Source organism: Oxalobacteraceae bacterium OTU3CINTB1 (genome assembly GCA_024123955.1).
Taxonomy (GTDB): domain Bacteria; phylum Pseudomonadota; class Gammaproteobacteria; order Burkholderiales; family Burkholderiaceae_D; genus Rugamonas.
On record CP099652.1, the window covers coordinates 1496294 to 1511893 of the forward strand.

At 69.1% G+C, this 15600-nt stretch carries 12 protein-coding genes; 3 read left to right on the top strand and 9 right to left on the bottom strand.

Annotated features, from left to right (window positions below; all coding sequences use genetic code 11):
* Positions 1 to 25: 25 nt before the first annotated feature.
* Positions 26 to 211, bottom strand: a complete 186-nt coding sequence (locus NHH73_06470; protein ID USX29572.1) for an oxidoreductase-like domain-containing protein — start codon at positions 209 to 211, stop codon at positions 26 to 28.
* Positions 211 to 3381 carry a diguanylate cyclase gene (locus NHH73_06475; GenBank protein USX27925.1) on the bottom strand — a complete coding sequence of 1057 codons (3171 nt, stop codon included), beginning with the start codon at positions 3379 to 3381 and terminating at the stop codon, positions 211 to 213. The genes NHH73_06470 and NHH73_06475 overlap by 1 nt, the downstream gene beginning before the upstream one ends.
* Before the next feature lie 342 nt (positions 3382 to 3723).
* Between NHH73_06475 and NHH73_06480 the strand changes: the two genes are divergently transcribed.
* Genes NHH73_06480 through NHH73_06490 form a run of 3 tightly spaced genes read left to right on the top strand, consistent with a single transcriptional unit; the run spans position 3724 to position 7444 of the window.
* Positions 3724 to 5340 carry a DEAD/DEAH box helicase gene (locus NHH73_06480; protein USX27926.1) on the top strand — a complete coding sequence of 539 codons (1617 nt, stop codon included), beginning with the start codon at positions 3724 to 3726 and terminating at the stop codon, positions 5338 to 5340.
* 5 nt (positions 5341 to 5345) lie between these two features.
* Positions 5346 to 5735, top strand: a complete 390-nt coding sequence (locus NHH73_06485; GenBank protein USX27927.1) for a GtrA family protein — start codon at positions 5346 to 5348, stop codon at positions 5733 to 5735.
* On the top strand, positions 5732 to 7444 hold the full coding sequence (locus NHH73_06490) for a hypothetical protein (GenBank protein ID USX27928.1): 1713 nt from the start codon (positions 5732 to 5734) through the stop codon (positions 7442 to 7444). The genes NHH73_06485 and NHH73_06490 overlap by 4 nt, the downstream gene beginning before the upstream one ends.
* 79 nt (positions 7445 to 7523) lie before the next feature.
* Here the strand turns inward: NHH73_06490 and NHH73_06495 are convergent, their stop codons facing one another.
* From NHH73_06495 to NHH73_06525, 7 genes are read right to left on the bottom strand one after another with little or no spacing between them, the layout of a single operon-like run.
* A complete protein-coding gene (locus NHH73_06495) occupies positions 7524 to 8516 on the bottom strand; it encodes a glycosyltransferase family 2 protein (protein USX27929.1) in 993 nt (330 codons plus the stop codon).
* Positions 8513 to 10243 (bottom strand): DUF6311 domain-containing protein, encoded by a 1731-nt coding sequence (locus NHH73_06500; protein USX27930.1) that lies wholly within the window; start codon positions 10241 to 10243, stop codon positions 8513 to 8515. The genes NHH73_06495 and NHH73_06500 overlap by 4 nt, the downstream gene beginning before the upstream one ends.
* Positions 10244 to 10284: 41 nt before the next feature.
* On the bottom strand, positions 10285 to 11433 hold the full coding sequence (rffA, locus tag NHH73_06505; protein USX27931.1) for a dTDP-4-amino-4,6-dideoxygalactose transaminase: 1149 nt from the start codon (positions 11431 to 11433) through the stop codon (positions 10285 to 10287).
* A gap of 32 nt (positions 11434 to 11465) precedes the next feature.
* Positions 11466 to 11828 (bottom strand): EamA family transporter, encoded by a 363-nt coding sequence (locus NHH73_06510; protein ID USX27932.1) that lies wholly within the window; start codon positions 11826 to 11828, stop codon positions 11466 to 11468.
* Positions 11829 to 11832: 4 nt separating this feature from the next.
* Positions 11833 to 12555, bottom strand: coding sequence for a GNAT family N-acetyltransferase (locus NHH73_06515; GenBank protein ID USX27933.1), 723 nt, complete (start codon positions 12553 to 12555; stop codon positions 11833 to 11835).
* A complete protein-coding gene (locus NHH73_06520) occupies positions 12545 to 13504 on the bottom strand; it encodes a glycosyltransferase family 2 protein (GenBank protein ID USX27934.1) in 960 nt (319 codons plus the stop codon). Before NHH73_06520 ends, NHH73_06515 begins: the two co-directional genes overlap by 11 nt.
* A gap of 5 nt (positions 13505 to 13509) precedes the next feature.
* Positions 13510 to 15573, bottom strand: coding sequence for a hypothetical protein (locus tag NHH73_06525; GenBank protein USX27935.1), 2064 nt, complete (start codon positions 15571 to 15573; stop codon positions 13510 to 13512).
* Positions 15574 to 15600 lie beyond the last annotated feature (27 nt).

Below are 15600 nucleotides of genomic sequence, written 5' to 3' on the forward strand. Positions count from 1 at the left end.
GCGGATTAGCGCAGCGTAATCCGCCCTACGTGCCTCCGTGGCTGTTTTTGCGCGCCAGCCACGCCTCGTGCGCCGCGCGATATTTCTCCAACTCCTCCTGGTACATATCGTCGACGCACCAGGTGCACCCGCTATGGCAGCAGTCGCGCGGGTCCGGCGGCTGCGGCGCCACCGGCTCGGGATCGTCGGCCTTCATCGCCTTGCCCTCCATCACAGCGGCGGCATCGCCAGCAGCGCCATGTTGCGGCCCTTTTCCTTGGCGCGGTACAGCGCCCGGTCGGCCATCTCCACCAGCACCTCGGGCGAGGTGTCCTCGGTCGGCACGATCACGGCCACGCCGACGCTGATGGTCAGGATGCCGAACGGCGACTGCTCGTGCGGCATCCGCGCCAGCACCAGTTGCGCGCAAATCTCCTCGGCCGCGCCGAAGGCGTCGGTGGCGTCGGTGGCGGCCGCCAGCAGCGCGAACTCCTCGCCGCCGTAGCGCGCCACGATGTCGGTGGTGCGCCGTCCGTGCGAGGTGATCAGCTCGGCGACGCTGCGCAGCGCGGCGTCGCCGGCCTGGTGGCCATAGTGGTCGTTGTATTTCTTGAAGTAGTCGACGTCGAGCATCGACAGCGCCAGGGTCTGGCCGGTGCGGGCGGCGCGCCGCCATTCGGCCTCGAGCGCCAGGTCGAAGCCGCGGCGGTTGCTCACGCCGGTCAGGCCGTCGGTGGTGCTGAGCGCGGCGAGCTTGCGGTTCGATTCCTCCAGCTCGCCGGTGCGGGCGGCCACCAGCGCCTCCAGCTCCAGCTGGTGCCGGGTCAGGCGGTGGATGCGGATCTTGTAGGCCAGCACCAGCGAGCCGACGATCAGCAGCGCCATGCCCAGGCGGAACCACCAGCGCTGCCAGAACGGCGGCGTGATGGTGATCTTCAACGTGGCCGGCTCCTCGTTCCACACGCCCAGGTGGTTGGCGGCCTTGACCCGGAACAGGTAGTGGCCCGGATTGAGGTTGGTGTAGCTGGCGCTGCGGTGCGAGGCGTCGGTGTGCACCCATTCGCGGTCGAAGCCCTGCAGCTGGTAGGCGTAGCGGTTCTCGGACGGCTCGGTGTAGTGCAGCGCCGCGAACTCGAGCGAGAACACCGATGCCTGCGACGACAGGGTCAGCGCGGTCGGCGCCGTCACCGGCCCCTCGGCCTTGACGTCGGCGCGCGGCTGGCCGTTCTGCAGCGAGTGGTTGAAGACGGTGATGTCGGTGATGGCCACCTGCGGCGGCACCGAGCGGGTGCGCACGTTGGCCGGCGTCACGGCGGTCATGCCGTGCACGCCGCCGAAGTACAGCACGCCGTCGGCCGAGGTGGCCGACGAGTTGACGGTGAAGCCCTCGGTCAGGCCGTCAGACGAGGTGTAGTGGCTGACCTTGCCCGTCTCCGGGTCGAGGCGGTACAGGCCGGCGATGGTGCTGCACCAGATATTGCCTTCCAGGTCGTGTTCGATGGCCAGGATCTTGTGCGCGCGCATCGCCGACGCGTACGATTTGAAGCCGATCTTGCCGTCCGGCCGGGTCTGCATCAGGTTCAGGCCCTTGCTGGTGCCGACCCAGATCCGTCCCTTGGCGTCCTCGTGCAGGCTGACGATGTTGTCGTCGGACAGGCTGGCGGTGTCGTCGTTGGCGTGGCGGAAGTGGGTGAACTTGCCGCTGGCCTGGTCGAGCAGGTCGAGCCCGCCGCCGTTCCATTCGGAGCCGGCCCACACGCGCCCGCTGCCGTCCTCCAGCACCGCCGAGGTGCCGTTGACGCTGCGGCTGCTGATGTTTTGCGGATCGTTGTAATAAATCTTGCGGGCGTCGGTCTTCGGGTCGTAGCGGATCAGGCTGTTGCCGGTGGCCAGCCACAGCGCGCCGCCGCTGGCCGGCGCGATGGCGTTGATGTAATCGCTGGCGGTGTTGCCGAAGTGGATGGCCTGGAACGGGCTGTCGGGCGTGTCGAGGCGGTTCAGGCCGTTCGAGGTGCCCAGCCACAGCGGCTTTTTGCCGTCCTTGTCGGTGCGCGTGTCCTGGAACATGCTGTAGACGATGGAATGCGACAGCTTGCCCGGCGTCTTGTCGTCGGCGTGGTAGCTCTTGACGACGGTGCTGCTGGCCGGATCGTACAAGCTCATGCCGACGTTGCCGCCCATCCACAGGCGCCCGTCCGGCGCCCGCGCCAGGCTCAGCAGGGCGTTGCTGGCCGGCGCCGAGCGGCGGTCGATGCGGAACGGCACGTGGCGCGTGAAGCCCTCGCTCGACAGGTTGGCCAGCGCGATGCCGTCGGTGAACGAGGCGATCCACAGCATGCCGCCGCGGTCCTGCATCACCGCGCGCAGGTTGTCGCCCGGCAGGCTGTACGGATCGTCGGCCGCGTGCACGAACTGGTCGAACTTGCCACCGGCCTCGTTCCAGCGCAGCAGCCCGGCCGACAGGGTGGTGCACCACAGCACGCCCTTGTCGTCGACGTCGAAATTGGTGATGCGGCTGTACGGCGAATCGATCGCCTTGCGCGTGTTCCAGTCGCTCTTGCCGTCCCAGCGGATCACGCCCGACTCGGTGCCGATCCACAGCGCGCCGGAGCGGTCGAACTGCAGCGCACGCACGATGTTGACGCGGGCGTCGGGCACCGGCGCCGGATCGACCTGGTGGTGGCGGAACACCTTGCCGCCGGGCGCCAGGTAGTCCAGGCCGCCGGGCCAGGTGCCGATCCACACGCCGCCCTTGTCGTCCAGCGCCAGCGCGTTGAGGTCGTTGCTGGCCAGGCTGTCGGGGTCGTTGTCGTCGTGGGCGTAGACGGTGAACTTGCCGGTGTTGGGGTTGAAGTGCTGCAGCCCGCCCCAGCTGCCGATCCACATGCCGTCCTTGCCGTCGGAAATGATGTTCTTGACGATGCGGTGGTTCTTCGGCGCCTTGGGCGGGGCCACCACGGTGAAGTTGTTGCTCTCCGGGTTGAAGCGGGCCAGCCCGGCCTGGGTGCCGGCCCAGATGCGGCCCTGCTTGTCCTCGTAGATGGCCGAGACGCGGTCGTGGGGCAGGCTGCTCGGGTCGGTGGGGATGTTGGTGTACTTGACGGCCTGGTAGCCGTTGTAGCGGTACAGGCCGTTGGTGTGGGTGCCGACCCAGACGTAGCCTTTGCGGTCCTGCATCATCGACAGCATCGACGGCTCGTCGCCGCCCAGCGGGCCCAGTTTCTTGAAGCGCAGCGACGGCGCCGGCGCCGATTGGGCCGGGGCCGCCGGGGCCGCCTGCGCGGCCGGCGACATGGCCAACAGCGCGGTCGGCAGCGCGGTCAGCAGCGTGGCCAGCAGGGCGGGCGAAATGGACAGCAAGAGGCGATGGCCGCGGCGTAAGGCCGGTGATAGCACAAACATGGTGGAGTATCCGATGGCGTAACGGGGTGCACGTCAGCGGGCGATGTTAAGCCCGGTTAAGATAAATTCTGTATAGAAACCCTATTATACATGCCAATGATGCAATGGTTTCGATATAAAAGCCGGCACTTTTAGCGTATTGGCCTTATTTAGGGTATAGTTTACGGCGCTTATTGTCTCCTGCTCGTTGTATTTGCTGCCATAGCGCTGCCACCGCATCATCCTTTTCGCACTTCCCCGGTTCCGCCTCCGTTGTGGGGCGCGCCGCCGGGGCGGGCAGCGCAGAATTTGTCGTTAATTGAAGAAAGCTTGGCTGTCCGCCGCAGGACCGCCGCATACACTATGTCCGAAACCGAGATCACCACCCCGTCCGCCATCGAACCGGCCGCCGCCCAAGCCGCCGCCACGCCAGAAGCGCCAGTGACGCCACAGCCAGCGCCACCCGCCGCAGCATCGGCACCGCAGGAAGCCCCGCCGGCGCCGGAAGCGCAACAAGTCCGGTTCGCCGATTTCGGCCTGTCGCCGGACATCCTGCGCGCGCTCAACGACCAGGGCTATGTGCACCCGACGCCGATCCAGGCCGAAGCCATTCCCGTGCTGCTCAAGGGGCGCGACGTCATGGGCGCGGCCCAGACCGGCACCGGCAAGACCGCCGGCTTCGCGCTGCCGATCATCCAGATGCTGCTGGCCCACGCCAGCACCAGCACCTCGCCGGCGCGCCATCCGGTGCGCGCGCTGATCCTGACGCCGACCCGCGAACTGGCGGTGCAGGTGGCCGAGAACGTCAAGGCCTACGCCCAGCACACGCCGCTGCGCTCGACCGTGGTGTTCGGCGGCATGGACATGAAGGGCCAGACCGTCATACTCAAGGCCGGCGTCGAGATCGTCATCGCCACGCCGGGCCGCCTGCTCGACCATATCGAACAAAAGAACATCAGCCTCGGCCAGGTGCAGATGCTGGTCATGGACGAAGCCGACCGCATGCTCGACATGGGCTTCCTGCCGGACCTGCAGCGCATCATCAACCTGCTGCCGAAGCAGCGCCAGAACCTGATGTTCTCGGCCACGTTCTCGCCGGAAATTAAAAAGCTGGCCAACACCTTCCTGACCGACCCGGTCACGATCGAGGTGGCGCGCAGCAACCAGACCGCCGACAAGGTCACGCAAGTGGTCTACAAGGTGCCGGAAAACCAGAAGCACGCGCTGACCGCGCACTTGCTGCGCCAGCGCGACTTGAAGCAGGTGATCATCTTCTCCAACACCAAGATCGGCGCCTCGCGCCTGGCCAAGGGGCTCGAGCAGGAGGGCATGAGCGCGGTCGCCATCCACGGCGACAAGACGCAGCAGGAACGCATGGCCGCGCTCGAGTCGTTCAAGAAGGGCGAGATCGACATCCTGGTGGCCACCGACGTCGCCGCGCGCGGCCTCGACATCACCGACCTGCCGTGCGTGATCAACTACGACCTGCCGTACAACGCCGAGGATTACGTGCACCGCATCGGCCGCACCGGCCGCGCCGGCGCCTCCGGCGACGCCCTGTCGATCTACTCGGACAAGGACGAGCGCCTGCTGGCCGACATCGAAAAACTGATCAAGCAAACCATCCGCCGCGGCGAGCTGGCCGGCTTCAATCCGGCGCCGTCGCACGCCGCCCACGGCGACGGCGCCGAGCGCCGTCCGCGCCGCGACGACAGCGGCAGCCGCGATGGCGGCCCGCGCGTGCCGTCGGGCCGTGCGGCCGGCGCCGGCGGTTACGGCACCGACCGTGGCGAACGGACCGACCGCGCCCCGCGCGGCGCCTCCTACGGTGCGGGACGGCGCGACAAGGTCGATCCCTGGTTCCTCAAGCCTTACGAGCCGGCCAAGTCGGCCGCGCCGGCGCCCGCCGGCACGCCCGGGAACACGGTCGCCAAGCCCAAGCAGAAGCTTGCCTTCCTGCTCGGCGGCGCGCCGAAATAAACGCCGTGCGTCGCGGTACCGGCGCGCAACTGCTGCGCTTTGCCGTGGCCGGCGTCGCCGGCCTGGCCACCGACGTCGCCGTGCTGTACCTGGCGCTGTCGCTGGGCAGCGGCTTTTACGCCGGCCGCGTGCTGTCCTTCCTGGCGGCGGTCTGGGTCACCTGGCGCATCAACCGCCGCTACACTTTCGCCGCCGGCGACGACGCCTGGCGCGAATGGTGGCGCTACCTGGCGGCCATGCTGGGCGGCGGCGTCGTCAACTATGCCGCCTCGAGCGCGACCGTGCTGCTGCTGCCGCCCTGGCCGCTGACGCCGGCGCTGGCGGTGGCAGTCGGCTCGGTGGCCGGCATGGGCCTCAACTTCCTCAGCGCCAAATTGCTGGTCTTTAAGCGATGAAAACAAGCGATGACGCGGGCGGCCTGCGCGCGGGCCGCCTGGCCGCCGCGTGGCGCCGGCTCGACACGGCGGCGGGCTGGCGGCGCGCATGCTGGCTCGCGCCTTTGCTGTTCGGCTTGCTGTCCCTCGTGTATGGCCAGGACAACAACTGGGACCTGCGCAACTACCACCTGTATAACCCGTTCGCACTGCTGAACGGCAAGATCGGCTATGACCTGGCCCCGGCTCAGTGGCAGAGCTATTTCAACCCGACGCTGGACTTGCTGTACTACGAGCTGGTGATGTATTTGCCGGCACCGCTGGCCGGCTTCCTGATGGGTGCCCTTCAAGGCGTCAACTTCGTGCTGTTGATGGCCATCGCCGGCCACCTGCTGCCGCCCGCGCCGGCGCGCCCCTATGGTGGCATGGTGCTGCTGGCGCTGGCCGGCTGCCTGGGGCCGGGTTTCATGTCCGAACTGGGCAACACGATGGGCGACAACGTCACCGCGCTGGCGGTGCTGGCCTCGCTGCTGACCGTGTTGCGCCACTGGGAAGCGCTGCGCCGCGGCGCCATAACGGCCGCGCTCGGCGCCGGCCTGCTGATGGGCTGCGCGGCCGGCCTCAAGCTGACCAATGCCGTGTACGCGGTGGCGCTGTGCCTGGCGCTGCTCACGTTCGACACGGGCTGGCGGCAACGCTGCCAGGCGGCCGTGCTGTTCGGCGTCGGCGTGCTGGGCGGCTTGGCGCTCAGCGCCGGCCACTGGTTCTGGCGCATGTGGCAAACCTTCGGCAATCCACTGTTTCCTCAATTTAACGACCGCTTCCTGGGCCCGCTGGCCGCGCCCATCGGCGTCGGCGACGCCAGCTGGCTGCCGCGCGGCGCGCTGGAAAAGTGGTTTTGGCCTTACATTCACACGCTGCACCCGGGCCGCGTCGGCGAGCTGCCGCTGCGCCACCTGCTGTGGCCGATGCTTTACACCGCCTTCGCCGCGCTGGCGCTGCTGCAGGCCCTGCGCTGGCTGCGCGCCCGCGCCGGTGCGCCGGCCGCGCCGATGGCACCGCTGACGCCGCAGGCGCGCCTGCTGCTGGTGTTCGTGCCGTTGTCGTACGTGCTGTGGATGCACCTGTTTAGCATTTACCGGTATCTGGTGCCGATCGAGCTGCTCGCGCCGCTGACGTTGTGGTTGCTGCTTGCGCGGCTGCTGCCGCCGGCGGCGGCGCGCAACTGGGGCGCCGCGTGCCTGGTGCTGGCGGCCTGCTCGGTGTTCAGCGGCGGCGGCTGGAGCCATTCGCGCTGGGCCGCGCGCGCCTTCACGGTCGAGACGCCGGCCTTGACCGATCCCGCGCAAAACCTGGTGTTCACCGTGCACGTGCAGCCGCCGATGGGCTGGCTGGTGCCGTTCTTTTCACCACGGCTGGCATTTGTCTCGCTGGGGCGTTCGTTCCCGGAGTCGGCGGCGTACCGGGCGCGGGTGGCCGACATGGTGGCGCGGCGGCGGGGACCGTTCTATGTGATGCTGGCGGCCGAGACGGCGCCGCGCAAGGGCTGGCGCGACGCGGCCGAACGCGACGCCGCGGCGCAACGCATGCGCGCGCGCCTGGCGCAGGGCGGCGCCACCTTGGCCGACTACGGCCTGGCGCTGGATGCCGTCAGCTGCCGCGACTACCTGGCCATGACCGGCGCCCGCCGCCTGGGCTACCAGCTGTGCGTGGTGACGCCGCGGCCGTGACCGCGGCGTCCTGATTGCCGCGCCGGCGGCGCGGCCTTAAAACTTAAAACAAGCTGCCTGCTTGGGCATGGCGCCGGGTTCAGTGCCCGGCCACCGATTGCCTTGGCTGCTGTGGCTGCTGTGGCTGGGCGGGGGCCGCGTCGTGGCCGCGCGCCTCGCGCACCAGGTAGACCGGACGCCGCTTGACCTCATGGTAGATGCGGCCGATGTACTCGCCAAGCACGCCGATGCCGATCAGCTGGATGCCGCCGATCAGCATGCTGCTGACGATCAGCGAGGCGTAGCCGGGCACGTCGACGCCGGCCACCATGGTCTTGATGATGATGATGGTCGCGTACAGCAGCGCGAACATGGACGTGGTCAGGCCGATATAGGTCCAGATCTTCAGCGGCGCCGTGCTGAAGCTGGTGATGCCCTCGAGCGCCAGGTTCCACAGCTTCCAGAAGTTGAAGCTCGACTCGCCCGCGCCGCGCGGACCGTGTTCGTACGGGATGGTGACCGTGCGGAAGCCAACCCAGGCGAACAACCCCTTCATGAACCGGTGGTTTTCCGGCAACTGGCGCAGCGCCGCCACCACCGCCTTGTCCATCAGGCGGAAGTCGCCGACGTTGGACGGCACGTGGATGTCCGAGATCTTGTTGTGGAAACGGTAGAACTGCGTGGCCGACAGTTTTTGCAAGCGACCGTCGGTGACGCGGTCGGTGCGCTGGGCCAGCACCACCTCGGCGCCTTTTTCCCACTGCACCAGCATGTCGGCGATCAGCTCGGGCGGATGCTGCAAGTCCGAGTCGATCGGCACCACGGCGTCGCCCATGGCGCGGTCCAGGCCGGCGGTGAGCGCGGCCTCCTTGCCGAAATTGCGCGACAGGTCGACCACGTGCACGCGCGGGTAGGTCGCATGCGCGTCGAGCAGCTCGTTCCAGGTGTTGTCGCGGCTGCCGTCGTTGACGGCGATGACCTCGAAATCGTACTGCGGCAGCGCGGCGGCGACCTCGCCGACGCGGCGGAAGAACTCGCCGACGTTGCCCGACTCGTTGTAGAACGGCGCCACCAGGGACACTAATTTTTTCACTGTTTACTCTCCATAGTCACTGCCGGTGCCCGCTTGCATAGCCAGGCGAAATCAACTTCGATACACTGCGGCGCGGCCGGCTTGTCGCCGAGCAGCCCGCGCACTTCGCCGACGGTGGGGAAGTCGGCCTTCATGAACACGAACGCGGTCGACGGCGCGCGCGCGGGGTCGGCCGCTATCGCGGCGATCTCGGCGGCGTAGTTGTCGCACGGCTTCTTGACCCGCGCGACATACCCGGTCGAGATGTTGAGCTCGCGCTTGGCCGCGTACAACATGGTCGGCAGCATGGTCGTCGTCGCCGGCGCCTTGCCGCAGCCGAACGGCGGATACACCTGCAAGCTGCGGTGGCCGGCGCCGAGGAAGCCGTCCCAGGCGGCCGCGCCGAGGCGCTCGGGTGCCACCGTCGCCGCCATCGCGCGATTGGCCTTGTGGCGAGGATGCAAGTCCCACATCTGCAGGCACAGCAGGCCGACCAGCAGCAGCCCGGCGCGCCGCGGCGGCGCCAGCCGGTACACGGTGATCACGGTGAAGGCCATCAGGGCGTAGCCGACCGGCCAGAAGAAGCGGGCCGAGGCGCGCATAATCGACGTCAGCTTGTTCGTCCAGTGCGGCAAATCGAGGTGCAACACTTCGTTGTTGCTCAGGTAGACGATGTTCGACAGCGCATACAGCGTCATCAGCACGAGGGTGATGGCCAGCGGCTGGTGGCGGCGCCAGAACGCCGGGTCGTGGCGCCGCCGCAGCACGCAGGCGTAGGCGGTCATGGCCAGCATGAACACGCCCAGGTAGGCGAAGCCCTCGGCCTGCCCCTCGTGCGCCCACGGTTGCTTGAAGTGCAGCAGGCGCCCGCCCGAGAACGGTCCGAGCAGGTTCATCGAATAGTAGCCGAAGCCCCATTCGCCGCCGCCCGAGCCTTTGCCCAGCGGCAGCATCGTCACGCACATCGTCAGCGCCAGCGCGCCGTAGGCCAGCAGCGGCGCGCGCAGCAGCGTGCCCCAGGCGGCGCCGCGCAGGCGCGCGCGCTTGAGGTCGGCCGCGAACAGCAGCGAGAGCATCACGAACAGATAGATGTTGATGTAGAAGGCGAACGGCAGCAGCGTGATCCAGGCCGGCGCGGCCAGGCGGCCGAGGCGGCTGCCGCGGATGTACACGGCCAGGCCGAACAGCAGCAGCCATTGCGACATCAGGCTGATGTGGTTGATGCGGTAGCCCAGCGGCGGGAACGACGCCAGCAGCAACGTCATCACCAGCAGCGCGGTCCAGGTGCGCAGGTTGGCCTCGCGGCAGATCCACCACGCGCCCACGCCCTGCAGCGCGTAGCAGATGCCGATCCACGCCGCGTACGGGTTGCGGAACGGCGTGTCGGCGCCGTGCTGCCACAGCTTCATCAGCAGCGCGTACAGCGGCACCGTGTCGAGGAAGGTAGCCAGCGTGCCGTCCGGATAGTTGATCGACGACAGGTGCAACAGCGGCCACTGCCACGGCTCGCGCACGAAGGCGTTGAAGCCGGCCAGGTACTGGGCGATGTCGCCGTCCTGCTGCAGCCAGAAGCTGGAGGTGCCGCGCAGGAAGGGGCCGCCGAACATCCAGTAGGCGTAGGCGAACGCCAGCGCGGCGGCCAGCACGGCCGCCAGCGGGCCGGCCGGCGAGCGCAGCGCGGCGCGCCAGCCGGCCGGTGCCGGTGCGGCGGCCGCGCGCGCGGCGGCGGGGAGGGGGGAAATAGTCAAGTCGGGCTGCCTTTGGTGGGATCGATGAAAAAAGCCGGCGCCTAGCGGCGCGCCGGATGCTGGGCCAGGGCCGCCTCGAGCGCCGCCAGCACGCGTCCCTGGTGCTCCTCCAGGCCCACCCACAGGGGCAGGCGCAGCAGCCGTTCGGACAGCTGGTCGGTGTGCTGCAGCACGCCGTGCGCGCGGCCGAGCCGGCGCCCGGCCGGGGCGCTGTGCAGCGGCACGTAGTGGAACACCGTGCTGACGCCCTGCGCCTTCATGCTGTCGATCACGGCGCCGCGCTGCGCGAGCGAGTCGAGCAGGATGTAGTACATGTGGGCGTTGTGGGCGCAGCCGTCGGGCACGACCGGGCGGCGCAGCTGGCCGGCCGCCGCCAGCGGCGCCAGCGCCGCATGGTAGGCGTCCCACAGCGCCAGGCGGCGCCGCGTGATGCTGTCGGCCTCCTCCATCTGGGCCCACAGGAAGGCGGCGATGACCTCGCCGGGCAGGTAGGACGAGCCGATGTCGACCCAGGTGTACTTGTCGACCTGGCCGCGGAAGAACTGGCCGCGGTTGGTACCCTTCTCGCGGATGATCTCGGCCCGCTCGGCCAGCGCCGGGTCGTTCACCAGCAGCGCGCCGCCCTCGCCGGCGATGATGTTCTTGGTCTCGTGGAACGAGTACGCGCCCAGGTGGCCGATGGTGCCCAGCGCCCGGCCCTTGTAGGTCGACATGATGCCCTGCGCGGCGTCCTCGACCACCAGAAGGTTGTGGCGGCGGGCGATGTCCATGATGGTGTCCATCTCGCAGGCCACGCCGGCGTAGTGCACCGGCAAGATCACCTTGGTGCGCGGGGTGATGGCCGCCTCGATCTTGCTCTCGTCGATGTTGAGCGTGTCGGCGCGGATGTCGACGAACACCGGCACCGCGCCGCGCATGACGAAGGCGTTGGCGGTCGATACGAACGTGTACGAGGGCATGATCACCTCGTCGCCCGGCTCGAGCTCGGCCAGCAGCGCGGCCATTTCCAGCGCCGCCGTGCACGAGTGCGTCAGCAGCGCGCGCCGGGTGCCGGTGGCCTGCTCGATCCAGCCGTGGCAGCGTTTGGTGAACTGGCCGTCGCCGGACAGGTGGCCGTTGGTGTGGGCCTGGGCGATGTACCACAGCTCGCGGCCGGTCATGAAGGGTTTGTTGAACGGAATCGGGTGCATGGGAGCTCCTGGTGGGCTAGCGGGAGGGCGGGTCAGCCCCGGGCGGCGACGATGGTGCCGGCGCAGATCAGCGCCACGCCGATCAGGCGGGTGGCGGACAACGGTTCCTGGAACAGCCAGGCGCTGAGCAGCAGCACGATGACGAAATTCAGGCTCATGAACGGGTACGCGTGGCTCAGCTCGAACTTGGTCATGGCGCCCATCCAGGCGATCGAGGCCAGGAAGGCGGCGGCGAAGGCGCAGATGATCCACGGGTTGAGCAGCAGGCGGATCAGGAACGCCAGCTTGTCGGCGCTGTCGGCCGGCAGCGCGCCGGCGCGCGCGACCTGCATCTTGATGGCGATCTGGCCGAACACGGTCAGCACGATGGTAATGGCGATATACAGATAATTCATAGGCTCACTTGACGATGCGGTGGTAGATGTCCTGCGGATGCTTGAAGCCGAAGCCCTGGGTGGCGTACAGGTTCAGCACGGCCATGTTGGCGGCCGAGATCGAACTGGTGACCTCGGCGTGGCCGGCGTCGAACAATTGCATGATGACCTGGCGCCACCAGTACTTGGCCAGGCCGCGCCCGCGCATGGCCGGCGCCACCGCGTGCAGCACCAGGCAGTTGCCGCTGGTGCCGATGAAGCCGCCCAGCACGTCCTCGGCGAACAGGCCCCACACCTGGCCGGCGTCGATCAGCTGGCCCAGCCAGTTGTCGTAGCGGCGCGCCGCCAGCCCCGGCGCCAGCGCGAAATCGCGGTGGAAGCGGCCGTGGGCGAAGGCGCCGTGGCAGATCGCCAGCGCGGCGTCGCGCTCGAACTGGCGGCTGATGCGGACGATTTTGGCGGCGCTCGACATGTTGTGGCCGTCGAGCGGCTTGAGCGGGCGCAGCCGCTCGCGCGTGGCGTGCGTCTCGAGCAGCGTGTCGGCGTAGTGGAAGCCGTGCGCGTGCAGCAAGCCCTTGTCGGCCAGCGGGTCGACCTTGATGCTCTGGTGGCCGGGCGTGGCGTCGGCCGCCGCCAGCGCGGCGGCGCTGTAGTCGGTCAGTTCCCAGGCCGGGAAGCCGAAGGCGGCCTGGTCCCACGGCGAGGGGCGCAGCAGCGGCGCGGGCGGGCGGTGCGGATCAGCGCTCATCGGGCATCGCTCCGGCGTTCGGGGTCAGGCGCCGCACGATGTACAGCGGGCGCTTCTTGGTTTCGTCGAAGGCCTTGCCGAGGTATACGCCCAGCACGCCCAGGATGCCGATGATGATGCCGCCGATGAAGTACAGCGACACGATCAGGCTGGCCCAGCCGGGAATCGCCGAGCCTTCCAGCAGCGAGCGCCCCAGCAGGTAGGCGCCGAAGCCGAGCGACACCGCCGCCATCGTCAGGCCCAGCCGCGCGGCCATGCGCAGCGGCTTGTCCGAGTACGCCAGGATGGTGTCGGCCGCCAGCTTCCACAGCTTGGCGAAGGTGTAGGTCGACTGGCCCTCGAAGCGCTCCTGGTGGCGCACCTGCACGCCGGTGGTCGGAAAGCCCATCCATTGCACGTGGCCGCCGAAAAAGCGCAGCTGCTCGCGCATGCGGTTGAAGTTGCGCACCACCTGGCGCGACATGATGCGGAAATTGCCGCTGTCGCCGTCGAAGCGGATGTCGGCCAGGTAGCTGAACAGCCGGTAGAACAGCCACGACGTGCAGCGCTTGAGCAGCGGGTCCTGGCGCGCGCCGCGCAGCGCCAGCACCACGTCGTAGCCTTCCTGGGCCTTGGCGTACAGGCGCGGGATTTCCTCGGGCGCGTCCTGCAGGTCGCAGTCCATGACCACCACCCAGTCGCCGCGGCACTGGTCGAGGCCGGCGGTGATGCCGTAGTGCTGGCCGAAGTTGCGCGAAAACTGCAGGCCGACCACGCGCGGGTCGGCCGCGGCCAGGCGCTCGATGACGTCCCACGAGCGGTCGCCGCCGCAGTCCTCGACCAGCACGATTTCAAAGTTGGTGCTGACGGTGTCGAGGGCGTCGCGCAGGCGGCGGTACAGTTCGTCGAGGATTTTTTCGGCCTTGTAGACCGGGATCACGACCGAGATCAGGGGCGTTGTGGTGGGCATGGTGGTCACTTTCGGGTAGGGGGGGCGCGGCGCGGGTCCTGCGGGCGCAAGTCGACACCGTGGACGGTCAGGCGGGCGGCGCCGTTGCTCCAGACCCGGAACTCGACGGCCACCCGCTCGGCCAGCTTGAGCGTGAGCGCGACGCGGCGGCGGCCGGCGCCGCGGATCGGCAGCGCGGCCAGCACCGTCACGCCATTGTTGGCGGCGACGTCGACCACGCCGGCGTCGTCGGCGCCTTCGCTGTCGAGGTCGAAGTCGACGACGTAGGTCCCGGGCCCCAGCGCGCGCGCCGCGCCGTACAGCAGGTGGCCGGACTCGCCCGGTTCGGCGCGCAGCGCCGTGCCGTGCGCGACCGGCTGGCCGATGCGGTGTTCGCTGGCGGCGTTGACCGCCAGGCGCAGCGGCGGCGAGCGCTGGTAGTCCCAGAACGGCAGGTGCGCGGCCAGGTTGTCCGGATACACATAGATTTTCCAGCCGCGATGATCGATCACGCGGCTTGGCTTGCCGGCCAGGCGCTCGACGTGGGCCCAGTCGGTGGCGGCGGCCTCCTCTGCCGTGAGCATCAGGAAGGTCGGCCCGGTCCAGGCGGCCGCTTCATACCAGCGGTCCGACGACAGGTGGCGCACCGGCACCGGCAGGCCGTTGTCGAGGCCGATCTGGCGCACCTTGACCGTGCCCCCGCTGAGCAAGGTCAGGCGCCCGGCGTGCCAGAACGTGGTGTAGCCGTAGCGCAGGTTCTGCTGGTCGAGGAACGCGGCGAACTGGTGGTAGGGGCTGTAGGCGGCCATGCCGGCCTTGGGGAAGTAGCCCGGCGCGCGTTCGACCTGGTAGGCCGGGCGCGCGCTCAGCGCCATCACCGCCAGCGCGGCCACGGCCAGCGCCGGGGCGGCGCCGTGCCAGTGGAAATCATCGACGGCGACGCCGCCCAGCAGCACGAGCGCGCACAGCAGCGACGGCACCAGGTAGCGCACCGACGCCTCGGGCGCGGCCATGTCGGGCAGGGTGGTGCACACGGCCACCAGCAGGTTGATGCTCAGCGACACCACGACGAACACGGCGAAGAACAGCCGCGCCGGCCGCGCCGGGGTGGCAAAGGCGCGCCGCAGCGCCCATGGCAGCAGGCCGAGCATCGCCAGCGCCGCCAGCAGGCGCAGCGCCTGCCAGACGCCGGCCGCCTTGATCACGGGCGCGCCCTCGGTCGGCAGCCCACCGAACAGGCTGAGCAGGCCGCGCAGGGTGCCCAGCGCGTTGCGCACCATGGCGTCGAAGCCGAGCCAGCCGGCCGGCGCCAAGCCGCTGCTGCCGACCAGTTTGATGTAATGGCCGTGCAGCAGCGCGCCGGCCGCCAGCGCCGCCAGCAGTGTCGCCAGCATCGCCGCGGCGCGCCGCGCCGGCACGCCGTGGCCGTCGCCGCGCAGCGTCGGCAGGTAGCGCAGGGCCACGGTGGCGGCGATCAGCGGCAAGCCGTAGTAGACCGCCGCGCGCGCCGGATTGGACCAGAACACCAGCACCAGGAGCAGCGCGAACAGCGCGCCCCAGCGCCAGCGCGCGGCGCCGTCGCTGTGCAGCAGGCGCCAGCCGCTGCACGCGAGCAGGCACGCCTGCGCGAACAGCATGCCGTAGGCGGCCTGGCCGTACAGGTTTTCCGCCATGTTGACCGAGATGCCACCGGCCAGCACCGCCAGCACCAGCAGTCGCGCCAAGCGCGACTGTCCCAGCATGGCGCCGCACCACCAGACCGCGCCCAGCACCATGGCGGCCGTGACCAGGCCGGAGACGGCGTGCAGCGCGAACGTGTTGGGCAGCAGCGCCAGCAGCGCGACGATGACCGTGTGCGGGAACAGCACCCACAGGTCGCCGTTGGCGTAGTTCCAGCCGCGCGGGAAGAACTGGCCGCTGTCGTGGATCTCCTGCGCCAGCGTGTTCATGACGGCCGCGTCGGCGTGCACGGCCAACTGATAGTCGTAGATCACATAGTAAGCCAGCAACAGCAGGTTGACCGCGATGAGCGCCAGTAACGCCGGCGCCAGCCAGCGCGCCAGCGGCGGCGGGAAATTCTTATTCAGCATGAAATGTTATTTTTTTGAGAGTTGCCG